A 15,923-nucleotide genomic window follows, 5' to 3' on the forward strand; every position below is an offset into this window, starting at 1 on the left:
CCCGCGCCCGCTTCATTCGTCGATGGGGAAGTAGCAAGCCGCTGGATGCGGTGCGCCCTCCAACGGGGGGCGCTCTTTCCGGCAGACATCCTGCACTTTCCAACAGCGCGGCGCGAAGGGGCAGCCCTCGGGGATCGCCAGCGGCGAGGGCAGCTCGCCCTGCAACTTGATCCGCTCCTTGCCGCCTTCGGGGTCCGCGCGCGGTGTGGCAGAGAGCAGCGCCGCTGTATAGGGATGGCGCGGGTTGTCGAAAACCTCGTCCTTCGGTCCCTTCTCCACCGCGCGGCCGAGGTACATGACGATCACGTCATCGGCCACGTGGCGCACAACTGACAGGTCATGGCTGATGAAGAGATAGGCCAAATCCATCTTTTCCTGCAGGTCCACCAGCAGGTTCAGGATCGCCGATTGGATCGACAGGTCCAAAGCCGAGACCGGCTCGTCCAGCACCAGCACCTTGGGGTCGAGCATCAGCGCCCGGGCCACCGCGATCCGCTGGCGCTGACCGCCCGAGAACATATGCGGGTAGCGGTCGTAATGCTCGGGCCGCAGGCCGACGAGGCGCAGCATCTCGCGCGCCTTTTCCTCGCGCTCTTTCTTGGACATGTCCTTGCGGTTGATGACCAGCGGCTCTTGCAGGATCGTGCCGATCTGCTGGCGCGGGTTGAGCGAGCCGTAAGGGTCCTGAAAGACGATCTGCACATGCTGGCGCAGGTCGGCCCAATCCTCGGGCCGCACAGGCTTGCCGTCGAGCGTGAGCGCGCCTGCGGTCGGCTCTTCAATCATCGTGACCATGCGCGCCAGCGTGGACTTGCCGCAGCCGCTCTCGCCCACCACGGCCAGCGTCTTGCCGGGGTGCAGTTCGAAATCGAGGCCCGCGACGGCCTTGAGCGTCTGGGTCTTGCGCAGGAAGCCGCCACCAACCTGATAGTGACGCTGCAGCGAGTCGGCGGTCATTACGGGGGCGGTCATGACGCGGCCCTTTCATCGGTGTTGAGAGGATAGAAACAGCGCGCCTTGCCGAGGTCTTCGCCCAAGGGCGGCGGGTTCTCGGCGCGGCATTTGTCGTTGGCGAACTTGCAGCGCGGGGAGAAGAGGCAGCCCGCTGGCCGGTCGAACTGGCCCGGCACAACGCCGGGGATCGTCGGCAGGCGTTTCTCCGTGGCGCGTTCGGGCAAGGCATCCAGCAGCGCCGCCGTATAGGGATGGTGCGGTTCGCGGAAGAGCGGCAGCACCTGCTGCTCTTCGATCTTCTGGCCCGCATATTGCACGCTCACGCGCTCGGCTGTTTCGGCCACCACACCCATGTCATGGGTGATCAGCACCAACCCCATGCCCGTCTCGTCGCGCAGCGAGGTCAGCAGGTCGAGGATCTGCGCCTGAATGGTCACGTCGAGCGCGGTCGTCGGCTCATCCGCGATCAGAAGCTTCGGCTTGCAGGCAATCGCCATGGCGATCATCACCCGCTGGTTCATCCCACCCGACATCTGGTGCGGGAAGACCGAAAGGCGCTTTTCCGGGTCCGGAATGCCGACCTGTTCGAACAGTTCAATCGCCCGCTTGTGCCGCTCGGCCCGGTTCAGGCCCAGATGCACGCGGAGAGATTCCTTGATCTGCCAGCCCACCGGGAAACAGGGGTTGAGCGAGGACATCGGCTCTTGGAAGATCATCGCCAGATCGTTGCCGACGATCTTACGCCGGGCGCGTTTGTCCATTGTCAGCAGGTCGTGGCCGTCAAAGGTCAGCTCATCGGCGGTGACGGTGGCGGTCCAGGGCAAGAGCCCCATCAGCGCCAGCATCGAGACCGATTTGCCCGAGCCGCTTTCGCCGACGATGGCGAGAATCTCACCGGTGTCGACATCCTGATCGACGCTGTCCACGGCGCGGAACTTGCCCGAGGCGGTGGCGAAATCGACCGAGAGGTTGCGGATACGCAATAGTGACATCAATCAGCTCCGCTTCAGTTTCGGATCGAGGGCGTCGCGCAGACCGTCGCCCATGAGGTTGATCGCGAGCACCGTGACGAGGATCGCAAGACCCGGGAAGGTCACGACCCACCATGCGCGCAGGATGAACTCGCGCGCTTCGGCCAGCATGGTGCCCCATTCGGGGGTGGGCGGCTGTGCGCCCATCCCGAGGAAGCCCAAGGCGGCGGCATCGAGGATCGCGGTCGAAAACGACAGCGCGGCCTGAACGATGATCGGCGCAAGGCAGTTTGGCAGCACGGTCACGACCATCAGCCGCAGCGTGCTGGCACCAACGACGCGGGCCGAGGTGACATAGTCCTTCTGCCGCTCGGAGATCACGCTGGCGCGGGTCAGGCGCACGTAATGCGGCTGCAGCACGATGGCGATGGCGATCATCGCGTTGGTGAGGCTTGGCCCAAGGATCGCCACCAGCACCAACGCCAGCAAGAGCGACGGGAAGGCAAGGATGATGTCCATGATCCGCATGATGATCGTATCGACCCATTTGGGCGCGAAGCCGGAGATGAGACCGATGATGATCCCGCCCGAGGCGGCGATGGTCACCACCACGATGCCCACGAAGAAGGAATAGCGCGCGCCGACGATCAGCCGCGAGAGCATGTCCCGGCCCAGAGGATCGGTGCCGAGGATGTGGTTCCACGTCCCCCCCTCTTGCCACGCGGGCGGTTGCAGGGTGGCCGAGCGGAACTGCTCGGTCGCGTCATGCGGGGCGATCCATGGGCCGAAGAGCGCGAGGATGGCGAAGATGGCGAAGATCCACAGGCCAATCACGGCCCCGCGGTTTTCACGGAAATAGAACCAGAATTCGCGCAAGCGGCCGGGGCGGTCGTGCACCATTTCGGCTTCGGCAGAGAGTGCGTCGTCCATTAGCGTTTCCTGATCTTGGGGTTGATGATGCCGTAGAGCATGTCGACGGTAAGGTTCACGACCATGACCATGACGGCGATGAGCAGAAGGCCACCCTGAACCACCGGGTAGTCGCGGCGGAAAATGCTGTCGACCATCCACTTGCCGATGCCCGGCCAGCTAAAGATGGTCTCGGTCAGGATGGCGCCCGCCAGCAGTGTGCCGACCGAGAGGCCGATCACGGTGATGACGGGGATAAGCGCGTTGCGCAGGGCGTGGATGCCGTTGATCCGGCCCGTCGACATGCCCTTGGCGCGGGCGGTGCGGATATAATCCTCGCCCAAAACCTCAAGCATCGCCGAACGGGTCTGCCGCGCGATCACCGCCAATGGGATCGTCCCCAGCACGATGGTCGGCAGCAGAAGGTGCCGCAGCGCCGAGAGGAACGCCCCGTCCTGCCCCGAGACGATGCTGTCGATCAGCATAAAGCCAGTGGCGTTGGGGAAATAGTAAAGAAGGTCGATCCGGCCCGAGACCGGGGTCCAGCCCAAGTTTCCGGAAAAGACGATGATCAGCAGCAAGGCCCACCAGAAGATCGGCATCGAATAGCCCACCAGCGCGGTCGACATCAGCGCCCGGTCAAAGAACTTGCCCCGGTTCACCGCCGCGATCACCCCCGCGGGCAGGCCCAAGGCCACGGCGAAGATCATCGCACAGAGCGACAGCTCAAGCGTGGCGGGGAAAAGCGAGAAGAACTCATCCCAGACGGGGCGTTTGGTCACGAAAGACGTGCCCAAATCCCCCTGTATCACGCCGGTGAAGTAATCCCAGAACTGCACATAGATCGGCCGGTCAAAGCCGAACTGCTGTTGCAGTTCGAGATAGCGTTCTTCGGAAATGCCACGCTCACCGGCCATGACGACGATCGGGTCGCCGGGCAGCAAGCGGATGAAGGCGAATGATATCAGCGTGACGCCGATAAAGGTGGGGATGAAGGTCGCAAGGCGCGACAAGACATATTTCAGCACGGGAGCACCATCAGTTCCTTCGGAAAGTTGGTCAGGGATTTGTAGCCATCTTCGGTAATCAGCACGTCATCTTCGATGCGCACCCCAAAGTTGCCGATCTCATAGAGACCGGGTTCGTTGGTGTACACCGTTCCGGCGGGTAAAGTCATGTGGTTGCCGCGCATGATATAGGGCGCTTCATGCACATCGCGGCCTAGACCGTGGCCGGTCTTGGTGCGGATGCGGTCGGCAAAAGGAGAGGCTTCGAGCACCCCGGTCACCACATCGTCGATCTCATGCGCGGTGACGCCTGCACGGGTGGCCTCCAGCCCGGCAAGATTGGCGCGCAGCACAGTGTCGTACACGGCGCGCCCCTCGTCGCTGACATGGGTAAGGAAAACGGTGCGGGTGATGTCGGCGGCAAAGCCGTCCTTCCGCGCGCCGAAGTCGATCAGCAGCGCATCGCCTGCTTTGACGTGGTAATCCTCACGCGCTTTGGCATGCGGGCGGGCCGAGCCGTCACCGGCGGCGACGATGGGGGCGAAGGACAGATCGTCGGCCCCTTCGGCAAAGACCATCTGCACCAGTTTCTGTTCGATCTCTTTCTCGGTCTGGCCGAGCTTCACGCTATCCAGCGTGGCGCGCAGGGCGCGTTCGGAAATGTCGATGGCTTTTTGCAGGGCCGCGACCTCGGCCTCGGTCTTGATCATGCGGGGGGCGGAGATCTCGCGCTCGGCGTCGATGATCCGCAGATCGGGCTGCGCTTTCTTCAGCGCGTGATGCACGAAGACGCGCATCACTTGGCCTTCAACGGCGAGCGAGGAGATGTTCAAATGTTGCATCAGCGCGGCGAAGGCATCGTCATAGCCCGTCTGGTCGCGCCAATCGAAAACGACCCCGTCGAAACCGACCAACTCCCAACTGCCCAACTCAAGGTTCGGCACCAAGGCGGCGGCGGGGCCGCGGGCGGGGATCACCAGAACGAAGGGGCGTTCGTGGCTCATGAAGGCATGGTCGACGGCGCGGGTGAAATTCGGGCCGGGCACCAGCGCCACGGCATCGACCGATAGGTCAGCGGCGATATCGGCATAGGCCGACAGGCGATCATTCAGCGAAGGGGACATGGGCTGGCTTTCGGGCTGGCAAGGTTAATAAAATGGGGACGGCACAGGATGCCGCCCCCTTTGGTCAAAGCGGGAGTGTTACTGCTTCAGGCCAACTTGGTTGAAGATGTGGCCCCCCAGCGGGTGCACGACATAGTTCTCAACCTCGGGGCGCATGGTCATGTAGACGACCGAATGCGCGATGGTGGCCCAAGGTGCTTGGTCCTTAAAGATTTCCTGCGCTTCTTCGTAAAGCGGCGCACGCTCTTCTTGGGTCGGCAGAACCTTGGCTTTCTGGATCAGCGCGTCGAATTCCTCGTTGCACCACTGGGCGCGGTTGGATTTCTCGACACCGTCACAGCCCAGCAGAACCGCGAGGAAGTTGTCTGGGTCACCGTTGTCGCCGGTCCAACCCAGCAGCACGGCACCGTCACGGTCCTTGGACTTGGAACGCTCAAGGTACTCACCCCATTCGTAGGAGACGATTTCGACATCGACGCCAACTTTGGAGAAGTCTTCCTGCATCAGTTCGGCCATACGGCGGGCATTGGGGTTGTAGGGACGCTGAACCGGCATCGCCCAGATCTTCATGGACAGATCGCTGACACCTTCTTCCTCGAGCATCGCCTTGGCGGCCTCGGGGTCATAGTTGTCGTCTTCGATGGCGTCGTTGTAGGACCACATGGTCGGCGGCAGCGGGTTCTTGGCGATTTCGCCGGAACCTTGGAACACCACGTCGATGATCGCCTGTTTGTCGATCGCCATGTTCAGGGCCTTGCGGACCTTGGCGTTGTCGAAGGGCGCGACCTGCGTGTTATAGGCCAGATAGCCCACGTTCAGACCTTCTTGCTCCATCACGACGATGTCTTCGGCGTCTTTCATCGCCTGAACATCGGCCGGGTTCGGATATGCCATGACGTGGCACTCACCCGCCTGCACCTTCTGATAGCGCACGGAAGCATCGGGCGTGATCGCGAAGATCAGGCTTTCGACTTTGGCCGCATCGCCCCAGTAGTCGTCGTTACGCAGGTAACGGATGACAGCGTCTTTCTGGTAGGCTTGGAACTTGAACGGGCCAGTGCCGATGGGCGCTTGGTTCACCATTTCCGGCGTGCCGGCTTCCATCATCGCGTCGGCATATTCCTTGGACACGATCGAAGCAAAGTCCATCGCCATGTTCGCGATGAAGGGCGCTTCGGGACGGGTCAGGTTGAACGCCACGGTGTAATCGTCGACCTTCTCGATGCTTTCGATCAGGTCGGGCATGGACATGCCGCCGTAGTATTCCCATGTGCCGCCGGAGACGGTGTGATAGGGGTTCTCTTCGTTGCCCTGACGGTCAAAGCTGAAGATCACGTCGTCGGCGTTAAAGTCGCGTGTCGGCGTGAACTGGTCGTTGGAGTGGAATTTCACACCTTTGCGCAGCTTGAAGGTCACGGTCATGCCGTCTTCGCTGACTTCCCAGCTTTCGGCCAGCGCGGGCACGACTTCGGTCGTGCCGACTTTGAACTCGGCCAGACGGTTGTAGATCGGGTGGCTGGAGGCGTCGAATGTGGTGCCGGCTGTGTACAGCGCAGGGTCAAAACCCTCGGGCGAGCCTTCGGAGCAATAGACCAGCGATTGGGCCGATACCGCCGAGGCCCCAAGGACCGCCAGCATGGCACCGGTGGCCAATTTCGTTGTAAAAGACATAATATTCTCTCTCCTGGTTGGTTTGTTTCTTGGCAGCGGGGTATCCGCCGCAGGTGATACGCCCTTACGGGCGAGACGACGCGAATGCGGTGGCGACTGCCCCTTCATTCGGACGTATTCTATTGGCGCCAGCGGCCTGTTCATATTGCATCCGCCCCACCCAAAGCACGCGGGCGGGCCTGTCGGTCTTGTTGGACCACGAATGCGGGCTGCTGCCGAGGTAATGCAGGCTGTCGCCGGGCCGCATAATATGCTCCCCCCCATCGACGACCTGCGCGATCTCTCCCTCAAGGATATAGATCACCTCTTCGCCCTCATGGACGACCTCTTCCGAGGCATAGCCCGGCGGCACGTTCATGATGTAGGAGGACAGCTCATGGCCCGGGAAATCCGCGCCGATCTTCTCATATTCGATGGATGAGCCCGAAACGGCAAAGCGCGGACGCTCAGCCGCGCGGGTCAGGCTGTCTTGGGTCTTGGGCGTATGGATGAAAAAACTGACATCGACCTGAAGCGCCACGGCGATCTGCGACAGGGTGCCCAGTGACGGCGTGGCCCGGCCCCGTTCGACTTGGCTGAGATAGCCTACGGACACGCCGGAGGCTTCGCCCAACTGCTGTAGAGTCAGGGACAAACGATGACGTTGCTTGCGCATACGCGCGCCAAGCGTCGATACACTGTCGCCATTGGCAGTCAGCAAATTCACCCTCCCCGTGAACAGCGGCCCGATCTCATGCCGGGTATAGCCTTTTCATGTCTCGCTGTGTGAAATTAAAAAGGTTGAGGGTCAACAATAATTTTTTTACTGCACCGCGGCGCAGGGCGCGAGGCTGCGGCCAGCGGGGATGGATGTCATTCTACTCAAAGGATTTTAGCTGCGCGCGGTCGATCCGCGCCAGTTCAGACGCCGTCGGGTCAAGCGGGGCAAAGGAAACGCTCAGCCCGCTGGGATGCCATTCGCAAAGGCCGAATCCAGTGCCCTCCACGATACGCAGGTCGCGGGTTTCGGTCAGGTCGATGGTCGAATGCAGCCCGTTGGAAATGACCACCGGAATGCCGTGCCAATGGCTCACCCGGTTCACATGCACATGGCCCGAGAGGATGCCCGCCATGCGCTGCCCCTTCAACATCTCGGCCAAACGCGCGCTGCTCGCCGCATCCAGACTGCCCCATGCGAGGGTGGCAGGATCAATGCGCGGCGGGTGGTGGATCACCAAGAGTTTCGCCAGATCGCCATGACGCTCAAGCGCGGCTTCCAGAAACTCGAACTGCGCGTCGTCCAGCGCCCCGGCCACCTTGCCCGGCACGCTGCTGTCCAACGTGATGACATGCAGATCGCCCTGCGGCACGTCGTGGAAATAGGGCGCATCGGCCAGCCCCGGCGCAAAGACCGCGTTGAACCCATCGCGTTTGTCATGGTTGCCGAGGGCCATGACCAGCGGCGCTTTCAGCGGTTCCATAATCTCGCGCACAAGGGCATAGCTTTGTTGGTCACCGTGATTGGTCAGATCGCCGCTGGCCACCACGAAATCGGGCTGGGGTTCCATCGCGTTGATCACCTCCACCACGCGGCGCAGGGTGGCGGGCGTGTCGCTGTGCAGATGCGGGTCGTTCAGATCGGGATGCGAGATATGCAGGTCGGTCAGGTGGACGAAACGGGTCATGGGCGTACTCCTGCGGCTGTCAGCAGGGTTTTCGTATAAGGGTGCTCGGGGCTGCGCAACACATCTGCCGCCGCACCGCTCTCCAGCGTCTGCCCGTGCTGCAGCACCAGCACCCGGTCGCAGATCGATCCGACCACCGCAAGGTCGTGGCTGATAAAGACCATGCCGAGCCCCAGATCATCCTGCAGGTCCATCAAAAGGTTCAGAATTTGCGCCTGAACCGAGACATCAAGGGCCGAGACCGCTTCATCCGCGACCAACAACGCGGGGCGGGTGACGATGGCCCGCGCGATGGCGATGCGCTGGCGCTGCCCGCCCGAGAACTCATGCGGATATTTGCCCGCGTCCGCGGCATGCAGCCCGACCTGCTCCAAGGCTTCGGCGATGCGGCGAGGGATATCCTCGGTCTCACCATTGGCGCGCAACGGCTCGGCGATGGACCAGCCGACACGGCGGCGCGGGTTGAGCGAGCCGAAAGGGTCTTGGAACACCATCTGAAAATCGCGCCGCAGGCTGCGCAGTTCTTGCCCCCCGAGCCCATGCAGATCGCGCCCCCGAAACAGCACCGCGCCAGCGTCCGGACGCTCAAACGCCATGATCAGCCGCGCCAATGTGGATTTGCCCGAACCGCTTTCCCCGACCACGCCCAAGGTCTCACCTGCGTGCAGCGAGAAGGAGGCGTTTTCCAAAGCCGTCAGCACTGGCGGGGCCCGCAGAAGACTTTGGCGCGGCAGTTTGTAGCGGCGGGTCAGGTTGCGGACCTCTAAAAGCGGCGCGTCAGTCATGGCGCCCCTCCGTCAGCAGGTGGCATGCGGCAGCGCGCCCCGCGTCGCTCTGCACGAAGGCCGGGCGCTGCGCGGCGCAGTGAGGCAGTTCCACCGGGCAGCGCCCCGCAAAGCGGCAGCCCTGCGGCAGCCCCTGCAGCGGCGGGACCGCGCCCGGAATGGTCGGCAGCCTGCGCCGTTTTCCTTGGGCATCCCGCCCCGCCACGCCCGGATCGGGCCGCGCGCCCAAAAGCCCCTTGGTATAGGGATGGGCAGGTGTGCCCAGCACCTCTGCCGTGCGGCCCTGCTCGACCATATCGCCTGCATACATCACCACGATGTCTTCGGTCGCCCGCGCCACGGCGGCGAGGTCATGGCTGATGAAAACCAGCGCCATCTGCCGCTCCCGCGCGAGCCGTTGCAGCAGGTCGGTGATCCGCAGCGCCACATTGGCGTCGAGCGCGGTTGTCGGCTCATCCGCGATCAGCAGCATCGGGTTGCAGGCCAGCGCCAGCGCAATCAGCACCCGCTGGCGCTGGCCGCCCGACATCTCATGCGGGAACTGCCGCAGGCGACGGTCGGGATCGGGAATGCCCACCTCTTCGAACAGGCTCAGGGCGCGGGCACGGGCGGCGCTGCGTGTCAGCCCGTCATGCAGCACCATCGGCTCCATCACCGTGTCGCCCACCCGACGCAGCGGGTTCAGCGCCGCCATCGGTTCCTGAAACACCATCGCCACGCGGCGGCTGCGCAGCCTCTGCCAATCGCGCTCAGACGCGGTGGCCATGTCCTGCCCGTCGATGCGTAGCTGTCCGGTCATCCGCGCGCTTTCGGGGGCCATGCCCATCAGACAGAGCGCCAGCAGCGTCTTGCCCGAACCGCTTTCGCCGACAACTCCCAAACGGTCGCCGCGCTCGATCACCAGATTGGCGTCGCGCAGGGCGACGGCAGTGCCGAAATGGATCGAAAGATTGCTAAGCTCTATCATCGCGCGCGCACCAGTCGGGGATCGGTGATGTCGCGCAGCCCGTCGCCCAGCAGGCCAAAGCCCAGCACGGCCACGACGATGCACAGCCCCGGATAGATCGCCAGTTGCGGGGCGAGGTACATCAGCGTCTGCGCCTCCGACAGCATCCGCCCCCAGCTCGACGCGGGCGGCTGCGCGCCGAGGCCGAGATAGCTCAGCGCCGCTTCGGCGAGGATCGCCACGGCGAACTCGATGGTGGCCTGCACGATCACCGCCGCGGCGATGTTGGGAAGGATGTGATCCCGACTGATCGCGAAGCGCCCGCGCCCGGCGGCCCGCGCGGCGGCGACATAATCGCGCGTCCAGATCTGGTTCGCCGAGGCGCGGGTGACGCGGGCGAAAATGGGAATGTTGATGAAGGAGATCGCCAGTACCGCGTTGGTCAGCGACGGCCCGAAGACCGCCGCCAGCATGATCGCGAACAACAGCGCTGGAAAGGCAAAGCCCAAGTCGGCGAGCCGCATCACCGCATCCTCGACCCAGCCGCCAAGCGCGGAGGCCAGAAGCCCCAGCCCCACGCCGATGCTGCCGCCCAAGAGCACCGCCACCAGCGCCACGGTCATCGAGTTGCGCGCCGCCGCCATCAATTGGGCCACCACGTCGCGGCCCAACTGATCGGTGCCCAGCCAATGCTCCGTAGACGGTGGGGCGAACTTGGTGGAGATCGACATCGCCTGCGGGTCATGCGGGGTCCAGACGAGCGACAGCGCCGCCACCCCGACGACGAGGCTCACCAGCAGCGCACCCAGCAGGAAGTTCGCCGGAAGCCGCTTCATGCCCGCGCCTTCAGCCGGGGGTCGATGACGACGTAGAGCAGATCGACCACGAAATTCGCCGTCACCACGATAGCGGCGAACAGCATCACCAGCGCTTGCACCGTGGGCAGGTCGCGGTTGGCGATGGACTGAAAGATCAGCCGCCCCAGCCCCGGCAGGTAGAAGACGTTCTCGATCACGATTGTGCCGGTCACTAGGGCGGCGAACTGCATGCCGACGATGGTCACGATGGGCACCAGCGCATTGGGCAGCACGTGCCGCCAGAGCACCCGCCGCCGCGAGAGGCCACTGGCGCGCGCGGTGCGCACGAAATCCTGCCGCATCACCTCCAGCGCCGAAGAGCGCGTGACCCGCGCCAGCACCGCCGATTGCACCAGCGCCAGCGCCACCGTGGGCAGGATGAGCGACCGCAGCGCCGCCGCCGGATCGTCCCAGCCCGCAAAGCCGCCTGGCGGCAACCAGCGCAGCTTCACGGCAAAGAGCATAACGAGCAGGATCGACAGCCAGAAGGCGGGCACGGCGATGCCGAGCTGGCTGAGAAACATCACCCCCCAGTCGCCAGCGCGCCCATGCTGCGCCGCCGCCGTGATGCCAAGGCCCAGCGCCAGCACCAGCGTCACCAGCATCCCCGCGACGGCGAGGGAGATCGTCATCGGCAGGCGTTCGGCAATGAGTTCCGATACCGGCACGCGAAACGAATGACTGAGGCCGAAGTCACCCTGCAGCGCGTTCCAGACCCACGAAACATAGCGGGTCACCAGCGGCTCGTTCAGCCCCAGCTGTTCGCGCAGCGCCGCGATGGCATCCTCGCTGGCGTCCATGCCAAGGATGGTCAACGCCGGATCGCCCGGCAGCACGTTCATCACGGCAAAGACGACGAGCGATACGGCGAGCAGGGTCAGCACGAAACCGAGCGTGCGGCGGAAAAGAAAATAGGCCACGAAGTCAGGTCCAAGAGCCGCGGCGCCCGGGGGCACCACGGCCGTTTCAGGTCAGTTAGCGATGCTCACGTTCTTCAGCGGCATGTAGAGCACGGGCGAGGAAGACCAGTAGCCTTCGACCTCCTGGCGGAAGACGCCCAAGAGAGGCAGTTGGAACAGAAAGCCATGCACCGACTGGTCGGACAGCATCTGCTGGCCCTGCTTGAGCAGTTCATTGCGCGCCTCGGCGTCGACCTCAGTTTGGATCTTCTCCCACAGGGCGGTCATCTCGGCATTGTCGTAGCCGTAGAAATAATCCGGGCCGCGGGCGAAATTGCCCATGTCGTTGGGGCTGGTGTGGGCGATGATGGTCATGTCGTAGTTCTTCTTCTTGTAGACCTCATCGATCCAGAAGCCCCATTCGACATTCTCGACCTTGGCGTCGATCCCGGCCTCCGACAGCTGGTTCTGGATGATTTCGGCCGAGCGAGTGGCGTAAGGGAACGGCGGCACGCGCAGGGTCATGGTGGCCCCCGCAACCCCCGCCGCCTCGAACATCTCCTCGGCCTTGGTGCTGTCATGCGGATAGGCGTCCGTCAGGTCGACATAGGCGGTGCCATGCGGCGGGTAGAAGCTGCCGATCGGCACGGCCTGGCCGTACATCGCGCCCTCGATGATCTCGTCCCGGTCGATGGCGGTGGCCACGGCGCGGCGCACCTCGACATTGTCGAAAGGCGGCTTAGCGTTGTTCATGGCAAGGATCACTTCGCCCTCGGTCGAGCCGACGTTGACGCGGAAGCGCGGGTCGGCCTCGAACTGCGGCAGCAGTTCCGGCGCGGGGAAGCCGGGGAAAGCGTCGAGTTCTTCGGCCATCATCGCCGCAGTGGCGGCGGCCGGGTCAGAGATGAAGCGGAACACCACCTTGTCGAGCGCCACCTCGGCCGCATCGCGGTGATCGGGGTTCTTGACCAGCGTCAGCCGGTCGCCGCGGGTCCAGCTGTCGAACTTGAAGGGGCCGGAGCCCACCGGATTGGCGTTGTTGGTCTCCACGCTTTCCGAAGCCACGATGGCGCTGTCGCCCTGCCCCATGTTGAACAGGAAAAAGGCATCCTTGTTCTTGAGCGTGATCTCGACCGTCTGGGGATCGACCGCCTTGACGCTTTCGATCGGCTCGAAAATGTCCTTCGACGGGTTCACGCTGTCTTCACCCATGGCGCGGTCGAAGGAATAGACGACATCGTCGGCGTCGAGCGTGCTGCCGTCGTGGAAGGCCACGCCTTCGGCCAGTGTGAAGGTATAGGTCAGCCCGTCTTCCGACACCTCCCAAGACGTCGCGAGATTGGGTTGCACTTCCCCGTTCTCGGCCACGATGGTCAGCGATTCGAAGACGTTCTGCGTCATCATGCTGTCGATGGAGGCGGTGGCATCCGCCGTGGGATCGAGCGACGTGGGCTCCTGCTGCATGCCGATGACAAGCTCGGCAGCGGCGGAAGCCGAGGCCATCAGGCCAAAGGCCAGCGCCAGCGCGGGAAGGGTTCTGGAAAGGGTCGGTTCGGACATGGGGCAGCACTCCTGTGGGTCGGGGCGCGTTCGGCATCACCGCATGCGCCCTTTGTGACAGACTGCGCCGGGCGGGGCGTTCGGTCAACGGCTTTACCGCGCCGGGCGAAAATTTCATGCAATTGCAACAATATGGCGGATTTATACGATTGCCCGCAGGGGCAGAGGCGGACCGCGCTTCGGCCCTTTTGCCCCGCCGCGGGCGGTGCTAGCCTCTGCGCAGAGAGGGCAGAGTATGAACAATTCAACGACAGGTTTCGATTGCATCGTGATCGGTGCGGGCATTGCGGGCGCCTCTGTCGCCGCTGAACTGTCCAGCGACCGCCGGGTGCTGCTGCTGGAGCGCGAAAGCCAGCCGGGCTATCACACCACGGGCCGCTCTGCCGCGCTGTTTACGGTGACCTATGGACCTGAGGTGATCCGCGCCCTCTCTCGTGCCTCTGCCGCGTTCTTTCACGACCCTGCCAGCCCGCATCTGGCGCATCCGCTGCTGGAACCCCGCGGCGCGGTCTTCGTCGCGCGGCAGGACCAGCAAGCATCGCTTGCCCGCACTGCCGAGGAGTTGGGCCCCCATGTCACCCCGCTGAGCGGGGCCGAGGTGGCTACGCTCGTGCCGCTGCTGCGCAAAGGCTATGCCACCGGCGGGCTGCGGGACGCCTCGGCGGCGGATATCGACGTGAACGGGCTGCATCAGCATTACCTCAAGACCTTCCGCGCGGCGGGCGGCGTTTTGCAAACCAAGGCCGAGGTGCAGGCGCTTCGCAAAGAGGGTGACTGGCAGGTCGACACCAACCAAGGCACCTTCCACGCGCCGGTGATCGTCAATGCCGCAGGGGCTTGGGCGGATGAGATCGCCACGCTGGCCGGGTTAAAGCCTGCGGGCCTCACCCCGAAACGCCGCACCGCGCTGACGGTGGCCCCGCCCGTGGGCATGGTGCCGGACCGTTGGCCGATGGTGGTGGATATCGACGAGCAGTTCTACCTCAAGGCCGATGCGGGCAAGCTGCTGATTTCCCCTGCCGATGCGACCCCTTCGCCACCCTGCGACGCCCAGCCCGAGGAATTGGACATCGCGATCTGCATCGACCGGATCGAAACCGCCTTCGACCTTGAACGTCCGCGCATCGAAAGCCGCTGGGCCGGGCTGCGCAGCTTTTTGCCCGATGGCGATCCGGTGGCGGGCTATGATCCTGAAGGTGAGGGGTTCTTCTGGCTTGCTGGCCAAGGCGGCTATGGCATCCAGACCGCCCCGGCGCTCGCCCGCGCCGCGGCGGCATTGGTGCGGGGCGCGGAAATCCCCGGCGACATCGCCGCCGAGGGTGTTACTGAAGAAGCGCTTTCGCGGGACCGCGCCGGGCTGGTTTAACCGCCCAGACCCGCGTCCGCCTCAATCTGCTTGCGCGACTTGCGCGCGCGCTCGGTCGCCGACTTGAGCTGACCGCAAGCCGCCATGATGTCTTCGCCCCGCGGGGTGCGGATCGGCGAGGCATAGCCGGCCTGATAGATGATGTTGGCGAAGGCCCGGATGCGGTTGTTCGACGACCGCTCATAGGGCGAGCCGGGCCATTCGTTGAAGGGGATCAGGTTGATCTTGGCCGGAATGCCCTCGATCAGCTTGACCAGACGATGCGCATCCTCGTCGCTGTCGTTCACGTCCTTCAGCATCACGTACTCAAAAGTGATCCGCTCGGAATTGCTGACCTTGGGATAGGCTTTGAGCGCCTCCAGCAGCGCCTCAATGTTCCAACGCTTGTTGATCGGCACCAGCTTGTTGCGCACCTCGTCGGTGGTGGCGTGGAAGGACACGGCCAACTGGCAGCCGATCTCAGCGGCGGTGCGGTGAATCTCGGGCACGACGCCGGAAGTCGACAGCGTGATGCGGCGGCGCGACAGCTGGATGCCTTCGGGGTCCATCGCGATCTTCATCGCGTCCCGCACGTTTTCGAAATTATACAGCGGCTCACCCATGCCCATAAGCACGATATTGCTCAAAAGCCGGGTTTCATCCTTCGGCGCACCGATTTCAGGCCATTCGCCCAGATCGTCACGCGCCACCATAACCTGACCGATGATCTCCCCCGCTGTAAGGTTGCGGACCAGCTTCTGGGTGCCGGTGTGGCAGAAGGAGCAGGTGAGCGTGCAGCCCACTTGGCTAGAGACACAAAGCGTGCCGCGCCCCTCTTCGGGGATATAAACCACCTCGACCTCATGACCGCCCGCGATCCGGACGAGGTATTTGCGGGTGCCATCCTCGCTGACCGCACGGGTCACCACCTCGGGCACTTCGATCACGAATTTCTCAGCCAATTGAGCGCGGTAGCCCTTGGCGAGGTTGGTCATCGCGTCGAAATCCCGAACGCCCCACTGGTAGATCCACTGCCAAATCTGCCCCACACGCATCTTCGCTTGTTTCTCGGGCGTGCCATGGGCGATCAGCGCGTCGCGCATGGCGTCGCGGGTCAGGCCGACAAGGTTGATCGGCCCTTCGGGCAGCTTACGGGGAAGGGTCATCACGTCTTGGGTGATGGGCGCGGAAGCGGACATTTCAAAGACTCACTGGCTAGGGATGGGTCTCT

Annotated in this window: 15 protein-coding genes; 1 reads left to right on the forward strand and 14 read right to left on the reverse strand. The window is 63.8% G+C overall.

The window, feature by feature from the left end; translation table 11 throughout:
* Positions 1–12: 12 nt before the first annotated feature.
* The 13 genes from ACGYK2_RS09685 to ACGYK2_RS09745 form a co-directional block, all read right to left on the reverse strand.
* Entirely contained in the window at positions 13–972 is a 960-nt protein-coding gene (locus ACGYK2_RS09685) for an ABC transporter ATP-binding protein (RefSeq protein ID WP_271688549.1), read from the reverse strand.
* Positions 969–1,946: an ABC transporter ATP-binding protein gene (locus ACGYK2_RS09690; protein ID WP_271688551.1), complete on the reverse strand. Its 978-nt coding sequence runs from the start codon at positions 1,944–1,946 to the stop codon at positions 969–971. Before ACGYK2_RS09690 ends, ACGYK2_RS09685 begins: the two co-directional genes overlap by 4 nt.
* A gap of 3 nt (positions 1,947–1,949) precedes the next feature.
* Positions 1,950–2,855: an ABC transporter permease subunit gene (locus ACGYK2_RS09695; protein ID WP_271688552.1), complete on the reverse strand. Its 906-nt coding sequence runs from the start codon at positions 2,853–2,855 to the stop codon at positions 1,950–1,952.
* Positions 2,855–3,862 carry an ABC transporter permease subunit gene (locus ACGYK2_RS09700; protein ID WP_168612859.1) on the reverse strand — a complete coding sequence of 336 codons (1,008 nt, stop codon included), beginning with the start codon at positions 3,860–3,862 and terminating at the stop codon, positions 2,855–2,857. Before ACGYK2_RS09700 ends, ACGYK2_RS09695 begins: the two co-directional genes overlap by 1 nt.
* A complete protein-coding gene (locus tag ACGYK2_RS09705; protein WP_271688555.1) occupies positions 3,856–4,965 on the reverse strand; it encodes a Xaa-Pro peptidase family protein in 1,110 nt (369 codons plus the stop codon). The genes ACGYK2_RS09700 and ACGYK2_RS09705 overlap by 7 nt, the downstream gene beginning before the upstream one ends.
* Before the next feature lie 78 nt (positions 4,966–5,043).
* A complete protein-coding gene (locus ACGYK2_RS09710; protein WP_271688557.1) occupies positions 5,044–6,636 on the reverse strand; it encodes an ABC transporter substrate-binding protein in 1,593 nt (530 codons plus the stop codon).
* A 64-nt stretch (positions 6,637–6,700) separates the two neighbouring features.
* On the reverse strand, positions 6,701–7,291 hold the full coding sequence (locus ACGYK2_RS09715) for an XRE family transcriptional regulator (protein ID WP_209216997.1): 591 nt from the start codon (positions 7,289–7,291) through the stop codon (positions 6,701–6,703).
* A gap of 202 nt (positions 7,292–7,493) precedes the next feature.
* Positions 7,494–8,300 (reverse strand): metallophosphoesterase, encoded by an 807-nt coding sequence (locus tag ACGYK2_RS09720; protein WP_271688558.1) that lies wholly within the window; start codon positions 8,298–8,300, stop codon positions 7,494–7,496.
* Positions 8,297–9,085, reverse strand: coding sequence for an ATP-binding cassette domain-containing protein (locus ACGYK2_RS09725; RefSeq protein WP_271688559.1), 789 nt, complete (start codon positions 9,083–9,085; stop codon positions 8,297–8,299). Before ACGYK2_RS09725 ends, ACGYK2_RS09720 begins: the two co-directional genes overlap by 4 nt.
* Positions 9,078–10,052 carry an ABC transporter ATP-binding protein gene (locus tag ACGYK2_RS09730; RefSeq protein WP_271688560.1) on the reverse strand — a complete coding sequence of 325 codons (975 nt, stop codon included), beginning with the start codon at positions 10,050–10,052 and terminating at the stop codon, positions 9,078–9,080. Before ACGYK2_RS09730 ends, ACGYK2_RS09725 begins: the two co-directional genes overlap by 8 nt.
* Positions 10,049–10,867: an ABC transporter permease gene (locus ACGYK2_RS09735; RefSeq protein WP_271688561.1), complete on the reverse strand. Its 819-nt coding sequence runs from the start codon at positions 10,865–10,867 to the stop codon at positions 10,049–10,051. Before ACGYK2_RS09735 ends, ACGYK2_RS09730 begins: the two co-directional genes overlap by 4 nt.
* Positions 10,864–11,808, reverse strand: a complete 945-nt coding sequence (locus ACGYK2_RS09740; protein WP_271688562.1) for an ABC transporter permease — start codon at positions 11,806–11,808, stop codon at positions 10,864–10,866. Before ACGYK2_RS09740 ends, ACGYK2_RS09735 begins: the two co-directional genes overlap by 4 nt.
* Before the next feature lie 51 nt (positions 11,809–11,859).
* The gene (locus ACGYK2_RS09745; protein ID WP_271688563.1) at positions 11,860–13,347 is read right to left on the reverse strand and encodes an ABC transporter substrate-binding protein; all 1,488 of its coding nucleotides are present in this window, start codon (positions 13,345–13,347) and stop codon (positions 11,860–11,862) included.
* A gap of 235 nt (positions 13,348–13,582) precedes the next feature.
* Between ACGYK2_RS09745 and ACGYK2_RS09750 the strand changes: the two genes are divergently transcribed.
* Positions 13,583–14,713 (forward strand): FAD-binding oxidoreductase, encoded by a 1,131-nt coding sequence (locus tag ACGYK2_RS09750; RefSeq protein WP_271688564.1) that lies wholly within the window; start codon positions 13,583–13,585, stop codon positions 14,711–14,713.
* On the opposite strand, the gene rlmN is transcribed toward ACGYK2_RS09750, so the two are convergent.
* Positions 14,710–15,891: a 23S rRNA (adenine(2503)-C(2))-methyltransferase RlmN gene (gene rlmN, locus ACGYK2_RS09755; RefSeq protein WP_271688565.1), complete on the reverse strand. Its 1,182-nt coding sequence runs from the start codon at positions 15,889–15,891 to the stop codon at positions 14,710–14,712. The two genes, ACGYK2_RS09750 and rlmN, sit on opposite strands and share 4 nt — an antisense overlap.
* Positions 15,892–15,923: the final 32 nt, after the last annotated feature.

The sequence above is a fragment of the Sulfitobacter sp. 1A10359 genome (assembly GCF_043558145.1).
Classification (GTDB): domain Bacteria; phylum Pseudomonadota; class Alphaproteobacteria; order Rhodobacterales; family Rhodobacteraceae; genus Sulfitobacter; species Sulfitobacter faviae.

Coding starts and splice junctions, on each gene's coding strand:
- ACGYK2_RS09705 (WP_271688555.1), bottom strand. CDS start 4,965: ATGTCCCCTTCGCTGAATGATCGCCTGTCGGCCTATGCCGATATCGCC.
- ACGYK2_RS09710 (WP_271688557.1), bottom strand. CDS start 6,636: ATGTCTTTTACAACGAAATTGGCCACCGGTGCCATGCTGGCGGTCCTT.
- ACGYK2_RS09725 (WP_271688559.1), bottom strand. CDS start 9,085: ATGACTGACGCGCCGCTTTTAGAGGTCCGCAACCTGACCCGCCGCTAC.
- ACGYK2_RS09720 (WP_271688558.1), bottom strand. CDS start 8,300: ATGACCCGTTTCGTCCACCTGACCGACCTGCATATCTCGCATCCCGAT.
- ACGYK2_RS09745 (WP_271688563.1), bottom strand. CDS start 13,347: ATGTCCGAACCGACCCTTTCCAGAACCCTTCCCGCGCTGGCGCTGGCC.
- ACGYK2_RS09750 (WP_271688564.1), top strand. CDS start 13,583: ATGAACAATTCAACGACAGGTTTCGATTGCATCGTGATCGGTGCGGGC.
- ACGYK2_RS09735 (WP_271688561.1), bottom strand. CDS start 10,867: ATGAAGCGGCTTCCGGCGAACTTCCTGCTGGGTGCGCTGCTGGTGAGC.
- ACGYK2_RS09695 (WP_271688552.1), bottom strand. CDS start 2,855: ATGGACGACGCACTCTCTGCCGAAGCCGAAATGGTGCACGACCGCCCC.
- ACGYK2_RS09730 (WP_271688560.1), bottom strand. CDS start 10,052: ATGATAGAGCTTAGCAATCTTTCGATCCATTTCGGCACTGCCGTCGCC.
- ACGYK2_RS09715 (WP_209216997.1), bottom strand. CDS start 7,291: ATGCGCAAGCAACGTCATCGTTTGTCCCTGACTCTACAGCAGTTGGGC.
- rlmN (WP_271688565.1), bottom strand. CDS start 15,891: ATGTCCGCTTCCGCGCCCATCACCCAAGACGTGATGACCCTTCCCCGT.
- ACGYK2_RS09690 (WP_271688551.1), bottom strand. CDS start 1,946: ATGTCACTATTGCGTATCCGCAACCTCTCGGTCGATTTCGCCACCGCC.
- ACGYK2_RS09685 (WP_271688549.1), bottom strand. CDS start 972: ATGACCGCCCCCGTAATGACCGCCGACTCGCTGCAGCGTCACTATCAG.